Source organism: Sphingomonas sp. KR3-1, assembly GCF_040049295.1.
Taxonomy (GTDB): Bacteria; Pseudomonadota; Alphaproteobacteria; order Sphingomonadales; family Sphingomonadaceae; genus Sphingomonas.
On the sequence record NZ_JBDZDQ010000002.1, the window covers coordinates 126,005 to 147,412 of the forward strand.

The 21,408-nt window shown below is 68.1% G+C and carries 13 protein-coding genes and 1 pseudogene; 4 read left to right on the plus strand and 10 right to left on the minus strand.

What is annotated here, in order from left to right:
• Window positions 1–40: 40 nt before the first annotated feature.
• Window positions 41–2,875 carry a TonB-dependent receptor gene (locus ABLE38_RS12625; RefSeq protein WP_348974580.1) on the minus strand — a complete coding sequence of 945 codons (2,835 nt, stop codon included), beginning with the start codon at window positions 2,873–2,875 and terminating at the stop codon, window positions 41–43.
• Between the two features lie 202 nt (window positions 2,876–3,077).
• On the opposite strand from ABLE38_RS12625, the gene ABLE38_RS12630 reads away from it, so the two are divergent.
• Window positions 3,078–4,100 carry a LacI family DNA-binding transcriptional regulator gene (locus tag ABLE38_RS12630; protein WP_348975209.1) on the plus strand — a complete coding sequence of 341 codons (1,023 nt, stop codon included), beginning with the start codon at window positions 3,078–3,080 and terminating at the stop codon, window positions 4,098–4,100.
• Here ABLE38_RS12630 and gluP read toward each other — a convergent pair.
• Window positions 4,057–5,307: a glucose/galactose MFS transporter gene (gene gluP / locus ABLE38_RS12635; protein WP_348974581.1), complete on the minus strand. Its 1,251-nt coding sequence runs from the start codon at window positions 5,305–5,307 to the stop codon at window positions 4,057–4,059. The two genes, ABLE38_RS12630 and gluP, sit on opposite strands and share 44 nt — an antisense overlap.
• Window positions 5,304–6,707, minus strand: coding sequence for a glycoside hydrolase family 30 beta sandwich domain-containing protein (locus ABLE38_RS12640; protein WP_348974582.1), 1,404 nt, complete (start codon window positions 6,705–6,707; stop codon window positions 5,304–5,306). The genes gluP and ABLE38_RS12640 overlap by 4 nt, the downstream gene beginning before the upstream one ends.
• A 56-nt stretch (window positions 6,708–6,763) precedes the next feature.
• On the opposite strand from ABLE38_RS12640, the gene ABLE38_RS12645 reads away from it, so the two are divergent.
• Complete coding sequence (locus tag ABLE38_RS12645) at window positions 6,764–7,750, plus strand: cupin-like domain-containing protein (RefSeq protein WP_348974583.1); 987 nt, start codon at window positions 6,764–6,766, stop codon at window positions 7,748–7,750.
• 284 nt (window positions 7,751–8,034) lie between these two features.
• Here ABLE38_RS12645 and ABLE38_RS12650 read toward each other — a convergent pair whose 3' ends face one another.
• From ABLE38_RS12650 to ABLE38_RS12665, 4 genes are all read right to left on the minus strand, one after another.
• Complete coding sequence (locus ABLE38_RS12650; RefSeq protein ID WP_348974584.1) at window positions 8,035–9,546, minus strand: tryptophan halogenase family protein; 1,512 nt, start codon at window positions 9,544–9,546, stop codon at window positions 8,035–8,037.
• Between the two features lie 121 nt (window positions 9,547–9,667).
• A complete protein-coding gene (locus ABLE38_RS12655; RefSeq protein WP_348974585.1) occupies window positions 9,668–11,587 on the minus strand; it encodes a glycoside hydrolase family 3 protein in 1,920 nt (639 codons plus the stop codon).
• Between the two features lie 120 nt (window positions 11,588–11,707).
• Complete coding sequence (locus ABLE38_RS12660; RefSeq protein ID WP_348974586.1) at window positions 11,708–14,599, minus strand: TonB-dependent receptor; 2,892 nt, start codon at window positions 14,597–14,599, stop codon at window positions 11,708–11,710.
• 159 nt (window positions 14,600–14,758) lie between these two features.
• Entirely contained in the window at window positions 14,759–15,862 is a 1,104-nt protein-coding gene (locus ABLE38_RS12665) for a LacI family DNA-binding transcriptional regulator (protein ID WP_348974587.1), read from the minus strand.
• A gap of 254 nt (window positions 15,863–16,116) precedes the next feature.
• Here ABLE38_RS12665 and ABLE38_RS12670 point away from each other — a divergent pair, with 254 nt between their 5' ends.
• Window positions 16,117–16,443, plus strand: coding sequence for a hypothetical protein (locus ABLE38_RS12670; RefSeq protein ID WP_348974588.1), 327 nt, complete (start codon window positions 16,117–16,119; stop codon window positions 16,441–16,443).
• Here the strand turns inward: ABLE38_RS12670 and ABLE38_RS12675 are convergent.
• The 3 genes and pseudogenes from ABLE38_RS12675 to ABLE38_RS12685 form a co-directional block, all read right to left on the minus strand.
• Window positions 16,440–17,969, minus strand: coding sequence for a DHA2 family efflux MFS transporter permease subunit (locus tag ABLE38_RS12675; protein WP_348974589.1), 1,530 nt, complete (start codon window positions 17,967–17,969; stop codon window positions 16,440–16,442). The two genes, ABLE38_RS12670 and ABLE38_RS12675, sit on opposite strands and share 4 nt — an antisense overlap.
• A 10-nt stretch (window positions 17,970–17,979) precedes the next feature.
• Window positions 17,980–19,125: pseudogene (locus tag ABLE38_RS12680) on the minus strand (HlyD family efflux transporter periplasmic adaptor subunit).
• The gene (locus ABLE38_RS12685; protein WP_348974590.1) at window positions 19,118–20,590 is read right to left on the minus strand and encodes an efflux transporter outer membrane subunit; all 1,473 of its coding nucleotides are present in this window, start codon (window positions 20,588–20,590) and stop codon (window positions 19,118–19,120) included. Before ABLE38_RS12685 ends, ABLE38_RS12680 begins: the two are co-directional and overlap by 8 nt.
• A gap of 89 nt (window positions 20,591–20,679) precedes the next feature.
• On the opposite strand from ABLE38_RS12685, the gene ABLE38_RS12690 reads away from it, so the two are divergent.
• Window positions 20,680–21,309, plus strand: coding sequence for a TetR/AcrR family transcriptional regulator C-terminal domain-containing protein (locus ABLE38_RS12690; protein ID WP_348974591.1), 630 nt, complete (start codon window positions 20,680–20,682; stop codon window positions 21,307–21,309).
• Window positions 21,310–21,408 lie beyond the last annotated feature (99 nt).

Sequence of the window (21,408 nt, forward strand, 5' to 3'; positions counted from 1 at the left end):
AGGTGGCCCGGCCGGACAGCCGGGCCACAGCTCGGGGGGATCAGAACTTGTACGAGATGCCGAGATAATAGTCGCGGCCGTAACGCTGATATTCGCGCACCAGGCGGCTGTCGTTCGCCTCGGTGGTGACGAAGGGCTGATCGGTGAGGTTCTTGCCCTGGGCGAGGATCGAGAGGCCGGTCAGCGGGCCGCTTTTGAACTCATAGCCGATCTGCGCATCGAGCACGCCTTCGGCACGGCCCAGGCGGTATTCCGGGTTTGCCGAAAGCCCGGCCAGCTCGGCCAGGAAGCTGTCGCGCCAGCGATAGGTGGCACGCGCCTGGAAGCCGTTCTTCTCGAAATAGGCGGTGCCGGTGGCGACCCATTTCGACTGGCCGGGCAGCGTGATCGGCGTCGCGTTGTTGGCGTAGCGGATCTTGCTGTCGACATAGGTGCCGCTGGCGAAGATGCCGAACCCGTCGAGCGACGAACTGAACACGGTGAAGGGCAGCGAGGCCGTCGCTTCCACGCCCATGATGTCGCCGCGGCCGGTGTTCGCCGGTGCGGTGACCAGGCCGACCTGCGCGTTCTGGGCCCGCACCGTCGCCTGCTGCGCCGGCGTCAGCGCCGGGAGCAGCGCCGAGAAGTCGTAGAGCACCGAATTGTTCGGATCGACGAAGTCGGTGAGGTGCTTGAAGAAGCCGGTCAGCGCCAGATAGCCGCCGCCATTGCCGAGATACTTCTCGAACGAGATGTCGATATTGGTCGACTGATAGGGGCGCAGGTTCGCATTGCCGCCGTTCGAGCTGAACGGGCTGTTCTGCGGCAGGCTGCCCATGCCGATCTTGGAGATGTCGATCGACACCGCCTGGGTCACGCGCTCCTGGTCGAGGCGCGGGCGCACCATCGTCTGCGCGGCGCCGAGCTTGATGTAGAAGCTGGGCTCCAGCTCGAGGCTGAACGAGGCCGAGGGCAGGAAGTTGGTGTAGCTGGTCGAGGCATCCACCGGCGAGATGGTCACTGCGCCGTTGAGGAGGCTGGCGATCTGGCCGACGCCGCCCTGCTTGGTGTGGACGACCTGGACGCCGAGCGAGCCCTTGAGCGGCTTGCCGCCGACCAGGCCGTCCACGGTCAGCTTGGCATAGCCGGTCAGCACGTCCTCGGTGACCGTGTTGTCGCGCACCAGCGATTCCGGGCGGTTGTCATAGACCGAGTTGAGCAGCGCATAGATCTTCATCGGATCGAGCGTGAGCATCTTGGGCACGCCGAGATAGTCGAGGCTCACCGGATCGAGGATTGCATCGGCGGGCACCGCGACGCTGGTCGGCGTGCCGCTGGCGACGGTGCAGTTGGTGCCGCCGCCCTTGGGGCAGAGGAAGTAGCTGGTGTAGCGGCTCTGCTTCTCGCGGCGGCTGTAGTTGCCGCCCACTTCCCAGCCGCTCAGCACGCTGCCGCTGATCTCGCCCTTGAAGCCGGCGCGCAGCGACTTGAGGTCGTCGACGAAATCGGGGCGGTTGAGGAAGCCGGCCTGCACCACGGCGGTGGTGCCGTTATAGCCCCAGCCGCGCGGATCGGTCAGCTTGATGATGCTGGTGTTGGTGTAGTCGAGCGTCGGCACGATGTCATAGGTGCCGTCGGCGTTCTGGTGGATCTTGATCGTGTCCTTGACGCCGCTCGAATTATAGCCGGTGCCCGAATAGGTCTCGAGCAGGAAGTCGGTGCGGGTCGCGCGGCTCCAGCTGGCGTCCACGTTCAAGTGGATCGTGTCGCTCAGCTTCAGGTCGTTGTTCCAGCCGATCGAGAAGTTCTCGGCCTTGCGCTGGTTGAGGTCGTTGCGCTGAACGTTGACCAGGTTGCTGATCGTCGCGTCGGTCACCAGACCGTTCTGCACGGTGTAGCCCGGCGCGATCGTGCCGTTCGAGCCCCAGGTCGGCGCGACGCCGAACTCGATGCCGCGCAGGTGCTGAGTCTCCTCGAAGTGCGAATAGAGCAGGTCGAGCGTCGAGTGGAAATTGTCGCTCGGCGCCCATTCCACAGTGGCAACGCCGCCATAGCGCTTCAGCAGGTTCGACTGGACATAGGGCTTGGCGCCGCCGAGGAACAGGTTGCCGCCGGCGGCGGGCTCGTTCGGGAAGCCCCAGGCGGCGTAGCGCTCGATCTGGGTGGGCGTGCTCTGCGCCGAAACGCCGAGCGCGATGCCGAGCGTGTCGTTGGCGAACTTGCCGACATAGGTCGCCGACGCCTTGTAGCCATAGCGCGTGCCGTCCGGATTGAGCTTGTCCTTCTCGTTCATCTGGCCGCGGGCCGAGACGATGAACGTGTCCTTCTTCTGCTCGAGCGGGCGCAGCATGCGCAGGTCGACGGTGCCCGAGACGCCCGCGGCGATCAGCGAGGCGTCGGCCGACTTGTAGACATTGACGTTCTTGAAGAATTCGGACGGATACTGGTCGTACTCGACGCCGCGATTGTCACCGACGGTGACCTGCTCGCGACCGTTGAGCAACGTGGTCGAGAAATCCGGGCCGAGGCCGCGGATCGACAGGCGCTGGTCGCGGCCCTCGAGGCGCTGGGCGGTGACGCCGGGGATGCGGGCGAGCGAGTCGGCGATCGAGACGTCAGGCAGCTTGCCGATGTCTTCCGAGGAGACCGAGTCGACGATGGTGACGTTGTTGCGCTTGATGTTCGCCGACGAGGTCAGCGAGGCGCGGATACCGGTGACGACGAGTGCGGCGCCGTCGTCGCTTTGGTCGGCCGGCGCCGGTGCGGGCGTCGCATCCTGGGCGAAGGCCGGGGTAGCGCCCAGCAGCAGCAATGCGGCGCCGAGCGTGCGGGTGCTCGTGCCGAGCGAAAGCGCCGAGCGGGCGCGCAGAATCGCGGCGTGATTGGACAATGCCATTTCTAACCTCCCCAGTATCTTCGCCGCCTTCACTGGCGACGGTTTTTCTAACCTCTCCCCATTCGGCGCATGCGGCCGGCAAGTGAAGGCGATCACATACGTATTCAGCGGTTCTATTCAGGGGCGACTTTCGATCCGGGGTCAGGCAGGCTAGTTGCACAGGAGCGCGCAGCAATGGCGCGGCACGGGAGACGGGAACGGCATGGCCTCGCCGGACAAGCCGACATCGTTCGACATCGCGGCATTGGCGGGGGTCTCGCAGCCGACGGTGAGCCGTGCGCTGCGCGGCGATCCCACCGTCAACGAAGGCACCCGCAAGCGGATCGAGGCAATCGCCACGCAGATCGGCTACAAGGTCGACAAGAACGCATCCTCGCTGCGCCGCGGGCAGAGCAGCACGCTGGCGCTGCTGTTCTTCGAGGATCCGCTGCCCGACGGCACGGCGATCAATCCCTTCTTCCTGGCGATGCTCGGCTCGATCCTGCGCACCTGCGCCAAACGGGGATACGACCTGCTCACCTCGTTCCAGCAGCTCTCGTCCAACTGGCACAAGGATTATGAGGATGCCCGCAAGGCCGACGGGCTGATCCTGCTCGGCTATGGCGACTATGAGCTCTACCGCGCTCGCCTCCAGGACCTGGTGCGCCAGGGGACGCATTTCGTGCGCTGGGGCTCGGTCGAGCTCGACGGGCTGGGCACCACCATCGGCTGCGACAACATGCTCGGCGGGCGGCTGGCGGCGGAGCATCTGCTTGCCCAGGGCCGGCGGCGGCTGGCGTTCATCGGCGACGCGACCAGCCACTATCCCGAGTTCCGCGACCGCTATCACGGCTTTTGCGACACCCAGCTCGCCGCCGGGATCGAGCCCGATCCGCGGCTTCAGGTCGGGGCGCTCTCCATCGAGGAATCTGGGTTCGCCGCGGCCCGGGAGCTGCTGCGCGGCGGCGTGCCCTTCGATGCGATCTTCGCGGCGTCGGACCTGATCGCCATCGGCGCGCTCAGGGCACTGCAGGAGGCGGGCAAGTCAGTGCCGGGCGACGTCGCCGTGGTCGGGTTCGACGACATTCCCGCCGCCAGCCTGACCCATCCGCCGCTCACCACGATCGCCCAGGACTATAACGCTGCCGGCGAGGCGCTGGTCGATACGGTGATCGGCGAGATCAGCAATCGCTCCTCCGAGCTCACGCTGCTGCCGCCGACGCTGATCGTCCGCCGGACGAGCTGAGCGCGAACGCCAGGATGTAGCAATAGGCCAGCGCGGGCACGGCAAAGGCCCAGCCGAGCCCGGCGCGGTCGGCGATGCCGCCGGCGAGCAGCGGCAGCGCGGCGCCGGGGCCGATAGCGAGGATGAGCAGGCCCGAGGTGGCGGCGGTCGGGGCGGCGGAGCGCTCGAGCGTAAGCGCGAAGATCGTCGGGAACATGATCGAATTGCACAGCCCCACTGCGAGCAGGCACCAGGCGCTGGCCGGGCCGGGCAATATCAGCGAGGCGAGGCAGAGGACGGCGGCGGCGAGGCCGGCGAGGGCCAGCAGGCGGGGCGCGGGAATGTGACGCAGCGCCCAGCTCCCGGCGAAGCGGCCGACCAGCGCGCCGCCCCAATAGAGGTTCGCGACATAGCCGCCGGCGGCGTCGAGCGGCAGGGCGAGCGTGCCGGGCTGCGACAGATAGAGGATCAGCGTGCTGCCGATCGTCACTTCGGCGCCGACATAGAGCGCGATGCCGAGCGCCCCGAGCAGCGCCCAGCGAGAACGCAGCGCGGCCAGCGCGCTGCCGCCGGGCTGGGGGATCTCGGCGCCGGCGATCGGGCGGCGGGCGACGAGGATCAGCGCAGCGAGGACGGCGAGGAGCAACGCCATCACGAGATAGGCGCCTGCCATCGCGGCGATGCCCGATGCGCGTTCCGCCGCGTCGCGGATCGGCGCGGTAGAGCGGAAGACGTCGCCCGCCAGTACGAAACGCGCGCCGAAATGGACGCCGCAGACCACGCCGAGCGCGTTGAACGAATGGGCGAGGGTGAGCCGGTAATGGCTGCGCTCGGGCGGACCGAGCGCGGCGGCAAGCGGGTTGGCGGCGACCTGGAGGACGGTCACGCCGCTCGCCAGCACGAAGATCGCGGCGAGGACGACGGCGAAGTCGGGAAGCCAGCGGATGCCCTGCATCGCCACGCAGCCGGCGGCCATGCCGCCAAGCGCCAGCCAGATCGTCCGCACCGCGCCGAGCCGGGCGAGCAGCGCTGCGGCGGGGAGCGACAGGAGCGCGAAGGCGGCGAAGGAGGCGATCTGGGTGAGCAGCGCCTGGGTGTAGTTCAGCCCGAACACCCGCCGCGCGGCGGCGAGCAGCGGATCGTTGTTGGCGCAGATGAAGCCCCAGCCGAAGAACAGCGCGGTGACGCTGGCAAAGGCGAAGCGGGAAGGCGCGGCGGCCTGGCTCAACGCGGTCTGCGCCAGCGGAAGGTGACGGCGCCGTGCGGGGCCAGGCGATAGGCGAAGTGGCTGCCCTCGGCAGTGACGTCGACCGGTTGCGTCTCCGCGGCGGCGTTGAACGCGATCAGCACGCGGGTGCCGTCGGGATTGGCATAGGCGACGGTCTCGATGCCGCCGGGCGTGCTGGTCGACGCGATCCGCCAGGCGCCGGGGCGGACGAAGCGCGAGGCCTGGCCGAGCGCATAATATTCGGGATTGCGGGTGACCGCGCCGGTCCTGCTGTCGATCGTCACCACGCCGCGGCAATCGCTGCAGCCGCCGAGATGGGGGCCGTGCGCCTCGTCGAGCGCCAGGTTCCACAGCAGCACGCCGCGCGCCCAGTTGCGCGGGGCGCCCATCACCAGCGTGCGCAGCGTCCAGCTCCAGCTGTCCGCCCAGGGGCCGGACCATTCGCCGCCCGAGCATTCGGTGAAGAACACGTCCTTGGCGGGAAAGGCGTCGCGGACCTTGCTCTGCGCGGCGACGTCGCCGCCATAGCAATGCCAGGCGACGCCCGCGACGTAGCGATTGGCGGCGGGATCGGCGAGGACGCCGAGCGGGTGCTCGGGCTTGTCCCAATTATGATCCCAGTCGAGGATCCTGGTGCGGATGCCCGCCCGGGCGAATTCGGGGCCGACATGGTCGCCGATGATCCGGGCGCGCTGGGCGGCGCTGAGGCGCATGCCGGGATAGTTTTCCGGCTCGAAATCGGGCTCGTTCTGGATGCTGAGATAGTCGATCGGGCCGATCTGCGCGGCGAAGGCCTGGACGGTCTTGCCGAGATAGCGGGCGAAGGGGGCATAGGCTTCGGTACGGAGCGTGCCCTTCACCAGCGAGTCGGTCGATTTCATCCAGCCCGGCGCGCTCCACGGCGAGAGCATCACGGCAAGGCTGGGGTTGATCGCCCGGGCGGCGCGGACCGTGGGCAGGACGTCCGCGCGCGCCGGCGCGATCGAGAAATGGGCGAGCGCCGGATCGGTCGCGCCCTTGGGCATGTCGTCATAGCTGTAGTGGCTGCGCGAGAAGTCCGAGGCGCCGACGGTGAGCCGGGTGAAGGCGAAGCCCTGGGTGCCGAACAGCTCGCGGAGCAGGGCGGTGCGCTGCTGCGGGGTCATCCGGCGCTGGATCAGATAGGCCGAGGCATCGGTGATCGCCGCGCCGAAGCCGACCATCTTCTGGTAGCGCTTGCCCGGATCGACCGCGATCGTGCCGGTGGTGCCGCGCTGGAGGGGGAGCGAGGGCTGCCTGGCGAGCAGCGTCGACTTGTCGGGCAGGGTCAGCCACACCTCGACGCTCGGCCTGGGAACGGGCGCCGCGGCGGTGGCAGCGAGCAGGAGCAAAGGGCTCAGGACGGCGGGCAGGGCGCGCATCAAATGTCTCCCATCGTGCGGTTGGCGGCGGTCGAGGGCGCTGATAGGCTCGGTGGATGAACCCCATTCGCGTCTGGCACGACGTTACTCCCGCGATCTTCCAGGAAATCCGCGCGGCCGGCGAGCCCGCGGTGATGCAGGGGCTGGCCGCCGACTGGCCGTTGGTGCGCGCCGCGGATGCCGCAGGCTATCTGCGCGGCCTCGCGCTGCCCGGCAGCGTCAACTACATGCGTGCCCCGCCCGAGGTGGAGGGGCGGATGCACTATGGCGCCACGATAGCCTCGCGCAATTTCGTCCGTGAGGAAGCGAGCTTCGGCACCTTCCTTGATCGGCTGGCCGAACAGGCCGTCGCGGATCGCCCAGATGCGATGGCGCTGCAGGGCCTGCCCGCGGCGCAGCTGATGCCGGGCTTTGCCGAGGCCAACCCGATGCCGCTGGTGCCGGGCATCGCGCCGCGGCTGTGGATCGGCAATGCCGCCAAGGTGGCGATCCACCACGACCCGACCGAGAATATCGCCGTGGTCGGCGCCGGCCGCCGCCGCTTCACGCTGTTCGCGCCCGAGCAGGTCGGCAACCTCTATATGGGCCCGTTCGACCCGACGCCGGCGGGGGTGCAGGTGAGCATGGTCCACCTGACCGCGCCCGATCTGACACGCTACCCGCGCTTTGCCACAGCGCTGGAAGCCGGGCTGGTCGCCGAGCTCGATCCGGGCGACGCGCTCTACATCCCCTATCAATGGTATCATCATGTCGAGGCGCTCGACGCCTTCAACGTGCTGGTGAACTATTGGTGGGATCCGGTGCCAGATGCCTCGCCCTGGGAGGCGATGATGCACGGCTTCGTCAGCCTGCGCAGCCTGCCGGCCGACCAGCGCCGGGCGTGGCGCGCGATGTTCAACCGCTATGTATTCATGACCGACGGCGACCCCGGGGAGCATCTGCCGCATGAGGCGCGCGGCGTGCTCGGCGCGCATTCTCCGCAGGCGATCGCGCAGATGCGGGCGATGCTGTTCGACGGGCTGCGGAAGCGGCTGCGGCGGTAGGGCGTGTTGAAAGCCTAACCTGGTCCCCGGCGAAAGCCGGGGCCCAGGGGCCCAGGCGATCCGGCAGGGAAACCCTGGCCCCCGCCTTTCGCCGGGGATCAGCTCCTTGCAAATGTGCGGGCGCGCAAGCCCCAAAGTGAAGGGAGTCGGGGCAAATCGTTTCACTTTGCCCGCGCTCCTGCCGCCGCGGTCCAGACCGGGGCGGATTCGAGCTGCGGGCGTCATCGGCGGGATGAAACCAGCCGAAATCCAACATTGCAAGCGCTTCGGCGCCTGCGCGGGCGTCAGGCTGCGCACATCTTTGCCACGAACTCGGCGTGGCTCGGCATCACGGCCACGCACTTGGCGATCACCCGCTGGACGTTGCCGAGAAATTCCTCGACCTGCGCCTCGCTGCGAATGTCGACCAGCGGATCATAGCCGCGCGGGATCACGCCCTGACCGAGGAACACCTGGATCCAGCTCTCCTCGGTGAACAGCTCGTCATCCTCGCGGAAGACGCGGCCATTGGCGCGGAACAGGTCGATCTTGCGCTGGAGCGTGTCGGGCACCTCCATGTCGCGGCAATGGCGCCAGAAGGGCGTGTCGTCGCGCTCGGTCGCCTTGTAGTGGAGGATGATGAAGTCGCGGATCCGCTCATATTCGAAGTCGGCCTGGCGGTTGAACTCGGCGATCGTCGCGGGATCGAAGCCGCAATCGGGGAGCAGGCGAACGAGGCGGATCACCGAGGACTGGATCAGGTGGATGCTGGTCGATTCGAGCGGCTCGAGGAACCCCGAGGCGAGGCCGATCGCGACGCAGTTCTTGTTCCAGATCTGCCGGCGCTTGCCGGTGGTGAAGCGCAGCTTGTTGGGCTCGGCGAGCTGCTCGCCGTCGAGATTGGCGAGGAGCTGCGCCTCGGCCTCCTCGTCGGAGATGAACCTGCTCGCATAGACATGGCCGTTGCCGGTGCGGTGCTGGAGCGGGATGCGCCATTGCCAGCCGGACGTGCGCGCGGTGGCGCGGGTGTAGGGCGTGAAGGGCTCGGTGCGGGCGCAGGGCACGGCCATGGCGCGGTCGCAGGGAAGCCAGTGCGTCCAGTCCTCATAGCCGGTCCGCATCGCCTGCTCGATGATCAGCCCGCGAAAGCCCGAGCAATCGATGAACAAGTCGGCCTCGATCCGGGTGCCGTCTGCCATGGTGACGGACTCGACGAAGCCGTCCTCGCTGCGCAGCGTGACGTCGGCGACCTTGCCCTCGCGGCGCGTGACTCCGCGCGCCTCGGCATAGCCGCGCAGGAACCTGGCATAGAGGCCGGCATCGAACTGGAAGGCATGGGCGATATGGCCGATCGGCGACTCCGCCATCTTGGGATCGGCGCGCAGGAAGCGGTTGGCGCGCGCGGCCATCGAGTTGATCGAATAGGCGGAGAAGTCCGCCGCGCGGCCCTGGGGGCGCATCTTGAGCCAGTACTGGTGGCAGCGCAGCCAGCCGAGATCCTGGCCGATCACCCCGAAGCTGTGGAAATAGGCATCGCCCAGCCGCGTCCAGTCGACGAACTCGATGCCGAGCTTGAAGCTGCCCTGGGTGCGGCGGAGGAAGTCGTTCTCGTCGAGCTCGAGCAGCTCGTTATACTTCTTGATCGCCGGGATCGTCGCCTCGCCGACGCCGACCGTGCCGATCTCCTCGCTCTCGATCAGCGTGATCTCGTACAGGCCCTGGAAGAGCTTGCCGAACAGCGCGGCGGTCATCCAACCCGCCGTGCCGCCGCCCACGATCAGGATGCGCTTGATCTGCTGCATGCCGGTCTCGTTCATCCTCTCTTCGTCACCCCGGCCCTGTGCCAGGGTCCACTGTGCCTCGCGGGCCGGCGTGGCGCCTGTTGTCCGGAGCTTGCCTCCCGGTGGACCCCGGCACAAGGCCGGGGTGACGGGTGGGTCAGCAGGTCGTGGGCACGGCCGGCTCGGCCAGCGCGTTCGTCCGGGCCGGCCTGGCGTAGCTGAGGCCATAGCCGCGGGCGAACTGGACGACATTCCCCGGGCCCTCGCCAGTCGAGCAGGCCGAGCCGGGCCAGGCGAAGGACAGGCGGCCGGTGAAGTCGGTGCGCCCGCCGACGAGCAGGTCGGCAAGGCCCTCGCCCTCGGTGCCAGGGAGGAAGGCGGCGACGAAGGCGTCGGACAGGTTGATCAGGTCGTTGGTGTAGGCCGGGCGGCCCGAATAGAGCACCGAGACCACCGGCACGCCCTTGCCCGACACTGCCTTGAGCACGGCGAGGTCGGCGGGGTGGAGGCTGCTGTGCGCGACCGGTTTGGGCGCGCGGACGTCGCCGTTATACTCGGCATAGGGCGTCTCGCCGATCACCGCGATCACCGCGTCATACTTGCCCGGATCGACGCCCTTGGCGTCTTCGGAATAGGTCACGTTGGCGGTGCCGAGCGTCTCGCGCAGGGCGGCGAGGAGCGTGGTGCCGGTCTTGAAATCGGCGTTCCTGTTCTCGGTGCCTTGCCAGGTGAGCGACCAGCCGCCGGTCTGGTTGGAGAGGCTGTCCGCGCTGCTGCCGACGACGAGGACGCGCTTGCCGGGGGCGAGGGGGAGGACGCCCTGGTTCTTGAGCAGCACCGCCGACTTGCGCACCGCCTCCCGGGCGAGATCGCGGGCGTCGAGCGCCTCGGCATGGCCGGCATAGGCGCTGGCGTTCGGGTTGCGATCGAACAGGCGCGCGCGCAGCTTGACGCGCAGGATGCGGGTGACGGCGTCGTCGATGCGGGCCATCGGCACGCGGCCCTCGCGCACGTCGGCCACGGTGTTGGCGATGAAGGCCTTCCAGTCGTCGGGGACCATGAACAGGTCGATGCCGGCATTGACCGCCTGGGGGCAGTGATCCTTGGCGCAGCCGGGGACCTGCTGGATGCCGTTCCAGTCGGAAACCACCAGCCCGTCGAAACCGAGCCTGCCCTTGAGCACGTCGGCGACCAGCGCGCGGCTGCCGTGCATCTTGCCATAATCGGTGCCGGCAGCGGTGTCGTTCCAGCTGTTGTACGAGACCATCACCGTCTGCACGCCGGCGGCGAGCGCGGGATAGTAGCCGGCGGCGTGGACCTGGACCATGTGGGCGCGCGCGGCGCGGTTCTCGCCCTGGTCGACGCCGTCGAAAGTGCCGCCGTCACCGAGATAATGCTTAGCAGTAGCGACGACATCGCCGTCGCCCGTCAGGCCGCCCTGGAGCCCGTGGACCATCGCGCGGGCATAGGCGGCGACGATCGCGGGGTCGCTCGAATAGCTCTCATAGGTGCGGCCCCAGCGGCGGTTCTCGCCGACCGCGAGCGTGGGGGCGAACACCCAGGAGATGCCGGTGGCGCGGACCTGCTTCGCGGTGGCGCGGCCGATGCGCTCGACCAGCTGCGGGTCATGCGCGGCGCCGAGGCCGATATTGTGCGGGAAGAGCGTGGCGCCCGCGACATTGCCGTGCCCGTGGACCGCATCGGTGCCCCAGATGACGGGGATCTGGACGGCCATGTCGGTCGACATCGAGGCGCGATAATAGGCGTCGGACAGCGCGGTCCAGGCGGTGACCGGCGCGTCCTTCTTCATCCCCGGCCAGGCGCCGCCGCCGTTGAGGATCGAGCCGATATAATAGCGGCGGACCTCGTCGGGGGTGATCGAGCGGATGTCGGGCTGGGTGATCTGGCCGATCTTCTGCTCGAGCGTCATGCCTGCGAGGATGCGGGCGATCCGCGCTTCCATCGCCGCGTCGCGCGGGGTGGGGGAGTGGCGCGTCGGCCAGTCCTTGCCGTGCCAGAGCAGGTCGCCGCCGGGCGTGGTGCCGGCGCAGCCCGCGAGCAGGAGGGGGACCAGCAAGAGCCCGGATCGCACAGCTTTCATAGTTCAACTCGCCACACAGAACGGAAAAAAGGGGAGGCGACGACCGCGGCCGTGCCTCCCCGCGAATGCCCGGAGGGGTAGATCCGGGGGAGGAAATCAGAAGCGGTAGCTCGCGCCCAGAAGGAACTGGCGACCGTATTTCTCATAGGTCTCGGGCAGGCTCTTGCCGTCGGCGGTGTGGGTGCCGCCGCTGTCGAGCCCGAGGCGGGTGCGATAGGGCGAGTCGGTCACGTTGCTGACCTGGAGCAGTACGCCGAGGCCCTTCAGCGCCGAGCTGTCCGGGAAGGTATAGCCGATCTGCGCGTCGAGCTGCTTGTCCGCCAGGATCTCGGTATAGCCCCGGTTGGTGAACAGCTGCACCGTCTCGCCCTTGAACGCCGAGCGGAAGCGGTAGCTCGCCCGCGCCTGGAAGCCCCATTTCTCGAAATAGCCGGTGACGTTGTACACCGTGCCCGACAGGCCCGGGATGCGCACCACGTCGTTGGTATCGGTCGGGTTGAGGTCCGCCTTGGTGTAGGAATAGCTGCCGGTGACGCCGAAGCCGTCGAGCGCGTGGAGGATGCGGCCGATCTCGAGCGCGCCGCTGACCTCGATGCCCTTCAGATTGCCGCCCGGGCCGTTCGCCGGCATCGTCACCTGCCCGAACGGGCTGATGTTGACGTTGGCCGGGATCACGTTGGTCGGGAGCGGCAGGCCGGTGAAGTCGACCACGAAGTTGCGGTTGTAGATGTAGTTGTCGAGCCATTTGTAGAAGCCGGCGACGCTGAAATAGGTCGCCTTGCCGACATACCATTCATAGGCGACGTCGACGGCCTTGGCCCGCCACGGCTGGAGGTGCGGATTGCCGCCGGTCGCGGACCAGGGGTTCACCGTCGCGCCCGGCGCGCAGGGCGAAGGGCTGCCGCTGCACGGATTGGTGTTGAAGCTGGGCGTGAAGTTGGCGCGCATGTCGTCCATGCGCGGGCGCGCCAGCACCTTGGAAGCGGCGAAGCGCAGCCTGTGGCCGCCGCCGATATCGTAGATCAGGTTCAGGCTGGGCAGCACATCGGTGTAGCTGTCGGTCTCGAAGACGTTGGACAGCGCGATCGGCGTCAGCGTCTGGTTGATCCTGAGGCCCGAGGAGGCCTGGGTCTGCTGGACCACCTGCACGCCGACATTGCCGCGCAGATGCCCCCAGTCGATGTTCGCCTTCGCCTTCCAGGTGATGACGTCCTCGGTGATCTTCCACGTCTTGTCGAAGTGGTTGGCGTCCTCGAGCGGCGTCTTGTTGTAATAATTGTCGAGCGCCGCGGGCAGGTCCCAGGCGATCACGTTGCCGAAGCCGACGAAGTCGAGCGAGGTCGGGTCGAGCAGATATTGCGACCCGATCAGCACCTGCTGGCGGCCGTTCTTCAGGTTGAGATCGAGCTCGTCGACGGTCTTGTGCTTGTTGCGCTGGGTGTAGTTGACGCCGATCTCGACGCTGCTGAGGAAGCCCTCAAGGTCATGGCTCAGCGCGAAATCCACTGCGCCCAGCTCTTCCTTGACGTGCGGCGACTTGAGCAGGCCGTCATGCCCCCAGCCGCCCCAGGGCGCACGGTCGCCCAGCGAGACCTGGTTGGCATCGGCATAGTTGAGCCCGAAATCATAGTTCGGGAACGCGCCGTCCACCGGGAAGGAGAAGTCGTAGCTGTCGGGCGTGCGGGTCTGGAACGGGCCCGCGCCATAGCCGCTATAGGTCTCGATATAGGTCTCGTCGCGCTTGTTGGTCGAGTAGCTCAGGTCCGCCACGAAACGCGTGTGCTCGTCGAGCTGGAACTCGTTGTTGAGGCCGGCGGCGAACAGCTTGTCCTTGCGCGTGTTCATGTCGTTGCGCAGGATCGGAACGGCGTTGGCGAAATGGCCGGCATTGGCGACCTGCGATCCGCCATAGGTGGTGGTCGTCTCGTTGGAGAAGGTGCCATTGTCCACCCAGCCGTTCGAGAACCACTGCGCGCCGCGGATCACTTCCTTCTGCTTGAACTGCGAATAATAGAGGTCGAGCGTGCTGTGGACGCTGTCGCTCGGCTTCCATTCGAGCGTGCCCATCACGCCGTCGCGCTGGTTGCGGCGGCTGGTTTCCCAGGCCTCCTGGCCATTCAGCTGCAGCGCATTGTCGGCGGAATCGGGGGTGACGGTGTTCGGGCTGCACGGATTGGCGACCGTCGGCTGGCAGACCGCGCCGAACGGCTCATAGCCGTACGCCTTGTAGTGATCGACATGGCTCGGCGAATCGAGATGCGCATAGCCGATCGACCAGCCGAGCGTGCCGGATGCGTTCTGGTCGATATAGCTCGCGGTGCCGCGCCAGCCCCATTTGGAGATGTCGGCGTTCTTGCCGCCATCGGCATCGAGCTCGCCACGGATGTTGAGCGCGATCGCGCGCTTGCCGTAGCTGAGCGGACGCACCGTGCGCAGGTCGGCGCTGCCCGACAGGCCCATGCCGGCGATGCTGGCGTCGGGCGTCTTGTAGACCACGACGCTCGACAGCAGCTCGGCGGGATATTGGTCGAACTCGACAGCGCGGTTGTCGCCCGAGCTCGCCTGCTGGCGGCCGTTGAGCAGCGTGGTGGTGAAGTCCGGCGCAAGGCCGCGGATCGAGATGACCTGGGCGCGGCCGTTGACGCGCTGCGCGGCGAGGCCGGGGAGGCGGGCGATCGAGTCGGCGATCGAGACATCGGGCAGCTTGCCGATGTCCTCGGCCGATACCGCCTCGACGATCGAGGTGTTGTCGCGCTTCAGGCTGATCGCGTTGCTAAGGCCGGCGCGGATGCCGGTGACGACGATGTTGTCCTCGCCCGGCGGGACCTGCTCCTGCGCTGCGGGCGGGGTCTGGTCCTCCGCGGCAGGCGTGGCATTCTGCGCCCAGGCCTGGGCTGGCAGCGTTGTCACCAAAGCCAAAGTCGAAATGGTCAGACCGAGATTGATCTTCGCGCGATCGATTCCACGCGCCTGCGGATGTGCCGCCATGCCCTATGCCCCTCTCCAAAAAGTAGCGGCCGTTATCGGCCGTCTGTCCCTTCGGCGCCGCCAGAAACTGGAAGCGCTTCCAATTGGTATCATCGCGCGGCGCGAAATTGTCAACGCGTTACAGGAAACGCTTCCGGTTCTTGTCGGGGGCGTTGCCGATCAGCAACGCGGCGGGGCGACCGATTCCCGCAGGACGAGGTGGTGGTCGATCGTGTCGAACCCGGCGATACCGGCGCCCTGGCCGCGCAGCAGCACTTCGATCAGCCGCTCGACGGCGCGCGCGGCGATGCGCCGGATAGGCTGGTGGATCGTGGTGAGCGGCGGCCAGATATAGGCCGCGACCGGCGCGTCGTCGAAGCCGACCACCGAGAGATCGCCCGGCATGGCGAGGCTCATCCGGTGCGCGGCGAACATCGCGCCGACCGCCATGTCGTCATTGGCGCAGACGATCGCGCTGGGACGTTCCGGACCGGCGAGCAGCGCCTCGGCCAGCTCGACGCCCGAGCGGAAGCTGAAATCGCCGCGCAATGCCGTCACCGCGCGCGCGTCGAGGCCGACCTCGGCGAGCGCGCGAAGGAAGCCGGCGAAGCGATGCTCGGCGGCGAGATGGCCCTCGATGCCGAGCATGTAGCCGAAGCGGCGATGGCCGGCGGCGACGACGTGCTGTGCGATCGCATAGCCCGCGGCCTCCTCGTCGAACCCGACGCTGGGCAGCAACGCGCGCACCTCGTCGCTGGGCGAGATGCACACCACCGGGCAGCCGCGCGCGATCAGCCGGTGGGCGAGCGCGAGATCGGCGGAGAGCGGTGGCGAGAGGATCAGCCCGGTACTGCGGCCGGATTCGAACAGCTCGATCAGGCGATCGTCGCGGCGCAGATCCTCGACATGGATGTTGAAGGTCGAAAGCTCGAACCCTGCCGCCGCCGCGGCGCGCAGCGCGCCCAGCTCGATCGCGGCGAAATAATAGGAATTGGGCGGGGCATCGAGCGCGTTGCAGTTGATCAGGGTGAGCGTGTTGCTCGCCCGGCTGGCGAGGTTGCGCGCCTGGGGATTGACCCGGTAGTCGAGCGCCTCGACCGCGCGCATCACCTTGTCGCGCATCTTGTCGCTGACATGCGCCTGATCGTTGAGCGCGCGCGAGACAGTGGCGCGGCCGACCCCCGCCAGTGCCGCGACATCGTCGATCGTCGGCGGACGCCCGTTCCGGGCGGCATCGGTGCCGCGAACGCCCGGGATCGGCGAAGGCTTGGAGAGCAAGGTCATTTCAACGGGCGATGGGTGGCACAGCGTCCGGCGGAGCGGCAACCGAAATTATATGTCCGCATCGCGCGGGATATCGCCGTCGCCAGGAAGATATGCCTCGATTTGCAGATATTCTGTTACGTGTGCAGCAAATACGCTATGAGTGGAGCGCTCGGGCCGATGGCCCGTCGCAACTTCCGCGCGGGGCGCAGCGTTAATTGGCGTTAGGGATGACCCGCTCGGAACGGTGGCCCGCACGCAGCGGATCGGGGGCGATGACTAGCCAATATGACTATTATCAGGCCCGCGCCGACGCACAGCGCGAGATCGCCGACCAGCTGAGCGGGGCCGCCCGCACGCAGCACCTGACCCTTGCCGCCATGTATGATGCGCTCGCGACCCGCCCCAAGCCCAAGGAGGCCGAGCCGCCCGAGGCGCAGCGCGAAGAGGGGCCCGCCACGCCGGAATCGGAAGGCGACTATCTGCGGCGCCGTGCCCGCGAGGAGCGCGCCCGGGCCGCCGATACCGACGATCCCCTGGTCCGCCGGATCCGCTTCGAGATGGCCGACGAATATCTCCGCCGGGCCGAAGCCCATGCCTAGTGCGCCGCGCCCATCGCGACGGCGCGGCGCGGGCGCGGGGTCAGCCAGATGATCATCGCTGCGCCTGCAAAGACGAAGGCCGAGAGCAGGAAGATGTGGCTCGTCGCCAGCGCAAAGGCTTCCTTGTCGACCAGCTGGGCGACCACGCTGCGCGCCTGATCGAGCGAGAAGCCCTGCGCGGCCAGCGCGTTCACCGTGCCGTCGCTGTTGAGCTTCGAGGCGAGCTCGCTGCGCGCGACGCGGGCGCTGTCGTCCCAGGCCGTGGTCGAGATCGAGGTGGCGATCGCGCCGGCCATCGTTCGCAGGAAGCTCATCACGCCGGCGGCCGAGGCCGTCTCCTCCGGCCGGACCGAGCCGAGCGCCAGCGTGGTCAGCGGGATGAAGAAGAACGGCATGCCGATGCCCTGGAGCATCTGCGGGAAGGCGAGGCTCCAGAAATCGGCCTGGCTGTTCCAGTGGACACGCAGCAGCGAGGTCATGCCGAGCCAGAGGATGCCGAAGCAGACCAAGGCGCGCGGATCGACCTTGCTGGTCAGCTTGGCGACGATCGGCGACATGATCACCGCCGCGACGCCGGTGAAGGCGGTGGCATAGCCGGCATAGGTCGCGGTGTAGCCCATGCTTGTCTGCAGCCATTGCGGGATGATCACTGCCGACGAGAAGAAGGTGCCGAAGGCGAAGGCGAGCGATAGCACCGCGACGGTGAAACCGCGGTGGCGGAACACGCGCAGGTCGACGATCGGCTGGTCCTCGGTGCCTTCCCAGGCGAGGAAGACCAGGAAGCCGATCAGCGCGATCACGCCGAGCATCACGATCGTCGTATCGTTGAACCAGTCATGCTCGCGGCCGAGGTCGAGCATGATCTGCAAGGCGCCGATCCACAGCAGCATCAGCATCAGGCCGACCCGGTCGACACGCAGCTTGCTCGTCGGCGTCTCGACCCGCGAGAGCAGGCGCATGCCGCCGAACGCACAGAGCGCGGCGACGGGGATGTTGATGAAGAAGATCCAGTGCCACGACCAGCTGTCCGAGATCGTTCCGCCGAGGATCGGGCCGAGAATCGGCGCGACGACGGTGGTCATCGACCAGACGCCCATCGCCTGGGCGCGCTGCTCGGGCTTGAAGATGCGCATCAGCAGCGTCTGCGAGAGCGGCATCAGCGGGCCGCCGCACAGCCCCTGGCCGATGCGGCAGGCGACGAGCATGCCGAGCGAGGTCGACAGGCCGCACAGCACCGAGAAGACGCCGAAGCCGATCATCCCGAAGGTGAAGGTGCGCACCGTGCCAAAGCGCCCGGCGAGCCAGCCGGTGAGCGGCACGCACACCGCCTCTGCCACGGCATAGGAGGTGATGATCCACGTCCCCTGGCTGCCCGAGATGCCCAGGCTGCCGGCGATGTGCGGGACCGAGACGTTGGCGATGGTGGTGTCGAGCACCACCATGAAGTTGGTGAGCGCGAGCACCGCGCCCGCGAGGATCAGCGAGATGCCCTTGAGGGGCGTCGCCGTCTCGGCCTTGCCGTCCATCGATCCGTCCTCAGTTCTTCGAGATGTCGATCTCGGCGTCCATCGACAGGCCCACGCGCAGCGGGTGCGCCTGGAGTTCCTTCGGATCGAGTGCGACGCGGACGGGCAGGCGCTGGACCACCTTGATCCAGTTGCCCGTGGCGTTCTGCGCCGGGATCAGCGCGAAGGAGGAGCCGGTGCCGCCCGACAGGCCGACGACCTTGCCGTGATATTCGACATTGCCGCCATAGAGATCGGACTTGAGCGTGACCGGCTAGCCGACCTGCACCTTGGTGAGCTGGCCTTCCTTGAAGTTCGCATCGACATAGAGCTGGCCGACGGGGACGATCAGCATCAGCTGCGCGCCCGGGGCGACGCGCTGGCCGACCTGGACGGCGCGGCGCGTGACCACGCCGTCGATCGGTGCGCGGATCACGGTGCGCTCGAGGTCGAGCCGGGCCTGGGCGACCTTGGCCTGGGCGGCCAGCACTTCGGGCGCGGAATTGGCATTGGTGCCGCTGATCAGCGCGTTGTTCGCCGCGAGCTGGCCGCTGGCCGCGCCCTTGGTCGAGTTGGCCTGGGCGATGCCGGCGCGCGCGAGCTCGAGATTGGCCTTGGCCGAGGAGAAGGCATTGGTCGCCGAGGTCAGCTCCTCGCCCGACACCGCGCCATTGGGGGCGAGGCGCTGGCGCCGGGCGAGGTCCACCCGCGCCTTCTCGTAATCCGCCTCGGCGGCGGCGAGCTGGGCACGGGCTCGGGAAATATCGGCACCGCGCGCCTCGACCTGCGCGGCGAGCGCGGCGCTGGTCGCCGAGGCCTGGCCGAACTGGCGGCGGGCCTTGGAGAGTTCGGCCTCGGCCTGGGCGAGCGCGATCCTGGCGTCGCTGTCGTCGAGCTGGACGAGCACGTCGCCCTTCTTGACCGTCGCGGTATCGGCGACGGCGACACCGGCGACCTGGGCGGCGATCATCGGAGTGACGCTGGCGGTGTCGGCGCCGACATAGGCGTTGTCGGTGCTGATATAGTGGCTGCCGATCAGCGTGTACCAGGCGCCGTAGCCGACGCCCGCCACCAGCACCACGCCGGCGATGCCGGTGAGCAGGCGCTTGCGCAGGCTGGGCTTGGCGGGCGCTTCCTCGGCGTTCGCGACATGGATCTGGGGTTCGGCATCAGCCATGGGTCGGGTCCTTGCGAGCGGCATCGGCCGCAGTGTTGGTATCGGTGAAGCCGCCGCCGAGCGCGCGGACGAGCTGGACGTCGAGCGTGAAGGCGCGCGCCTCGAGATCCGCGACGATCTGGCGGTTGAGCAGCACGCTCTGCTCTGCGCTCAGCACGTTCAGGAAGGTCGACAGTCCGCCCTCGTAGCGCAGCTTGGCGACCGCATAGGCGGCCTCGGAATCGGCGAGCGCCTGGCGGCTCTCGGAGAGGCGGGTGACCAGCGCGCTCTTGCTGGTCACCGCATCGGCGACTTCGCGGAAGGCGGTGGTGACGGCCGAGTCATAGTTGGCGACGGCCTGGTCGTAGCCGGCGCGGGCGCCCTTGTACTGGCCCGCCAGCGCGCCGCCCTCGAAGATCGGCAGGCTCACCGCCGGGCCGGCGGAGCCGAAGGTCGAGCCGCTCTTGAACAGATTGTCGATGCCGAGCGCCTGGAAGCCGATCAGCGCGCTGATGTTGACCGAGGGATAGAAGGCGGCGCGAGCCACCTTGATCCGGCTGGCTGCGGCCTCGACCCGGGCGCGGGCGGCGGCGATGTCGGGCCGGCGGCCGATCAGGTCGGTGGTCACGCCGGCGGGCAGGCCGTGCACCTGGGCGGGGCCGGCGGGGAGGGCGATCGCCAGGCCGCGGTCCGGGCCCTTGCCGAGCAGCGCCGCGATGCGGTTGCGGGTGAGGCCGATCGCCTCGTCGGTGGCGGCGAGATCGGCACGCGCGGCGGGGACGGCGGCATCGGCCTGCTTGAGTTCGGCGCGGGTATCGAGGCCGTTGGTGACGCGGTCGCTGACCAGCTTCTGCGTGCTGCTGCGCAGCTCCAGCGCCCGCGCCTGGACCGTGCGTTGCGCGGCGAGGCGGGCGAGATCGGCATAGGCACCGGCGATGTTGGTCGAGAGGACAAGGCGCGACTGGTCGAGCTCGATCCGTGCGGCCTCGGCATCCGAGGTCGCGGCGGCGAGCGATGCGCGGTTCTTGCCCCAGAGATCGAGATCGAAGCTGAGGTTGGCGGCGACCTGGCCGCTGTCGTTCCAGCCCTGCGGCACGAAGGCGGCGGGGATGCCGTTGTTGTAGCTCTGCTTGGCTTCGGTGGCGCTGGCCTTGGCGCCGACCGAGGGGAGCAGGGCGGCGCCGGCCTGCTGGGCATAGCCCTGGGCCGAGCGCAGCCGCGCGGCGGCGGCGGCGAGATCGGGGGAGTCGGCCAGGCCTTCGGCGATCAGCGCATTGAGCTGCGGGTCGCCATAGGCGCTCCACCAGTCGCTGGCGGGCCAGTTCGCGGCATCGGCGCGGGCGCCGAGCGACTGGTCCGCGGCATAGCTGGTCGCCGCGCGCACTTCGGGGCGTGCACCAAGCTCGGGCACCGGCGCGCAGGCGGAAAGCAGCGCGGTCCCGGCGGTCGCGGCGAGCAGGAAGGGACGAAGAGAGAATCGAGTCATGATTTAAATACCGTACTGTCTGGTACGGTGCGGCAGATGGGCTCGGGCCTGCATCTTGTCAAGCGAAAATCGTACCCTATAGTACGGTAATGGAGAAAAACCTCGAGAAGGCGCCCGGCAGGCGCGAGGCACGCAAGCAGGAGCGGCGCGAGGCGATCCTCGCGATCGCCCAGCGCGTGTTCCTCGATCAGGGCTATTCGGCAGCATCGATGTCGGCGATCTCGGCCGAGCTCGGCGGGTCCAAGGGCACGTTGTGGAGCTATTTCCCCTCGAAGGAGGAGCTGTTCGCGGCGGTGCTGGACGATGCGACGATCGAATATCGCCGCCGGCTCGCCGATCTGCTCCAGCCCGGCGAGGACGTGCGCACCGCGATCCTGAAATTCTGCACCAGCTTCCTCGCCAAGATCACTTCGGCGGACGGGATCCGGCTCCATCGGCTGGTCGCGGCCGAAGTCGCGCGCTTTCCCGAAGTCGGCGAAATCTTCTTCCGCCGTGCGCCGCTGCCGACCCAACAGCTGCTGTGCGGCTTTTTCGAGCGCGAGATGGCAGCGGGCAATCTGCGTCGCGACGACCCGCTGTTCGCCGCGCGCGTGCTCGCCAGCCTGTGTACCGGCGTCCAGCAACGGATGCTGTGGGGGCTGACGATGACCGACGCCGAACGCGACCATGAGGCGGAACTGATCACCGACGTCTTCCTGCGCGCCTTCGCGCCCGAATAAGCGCCCCTTCCCAGCGGCTTGTCTCGAAACGGGATACGGCCCGCTCTGCGACATCCATCCAAAATGGTGAGACACTGGTTCAACGGCGATCGGGACAAG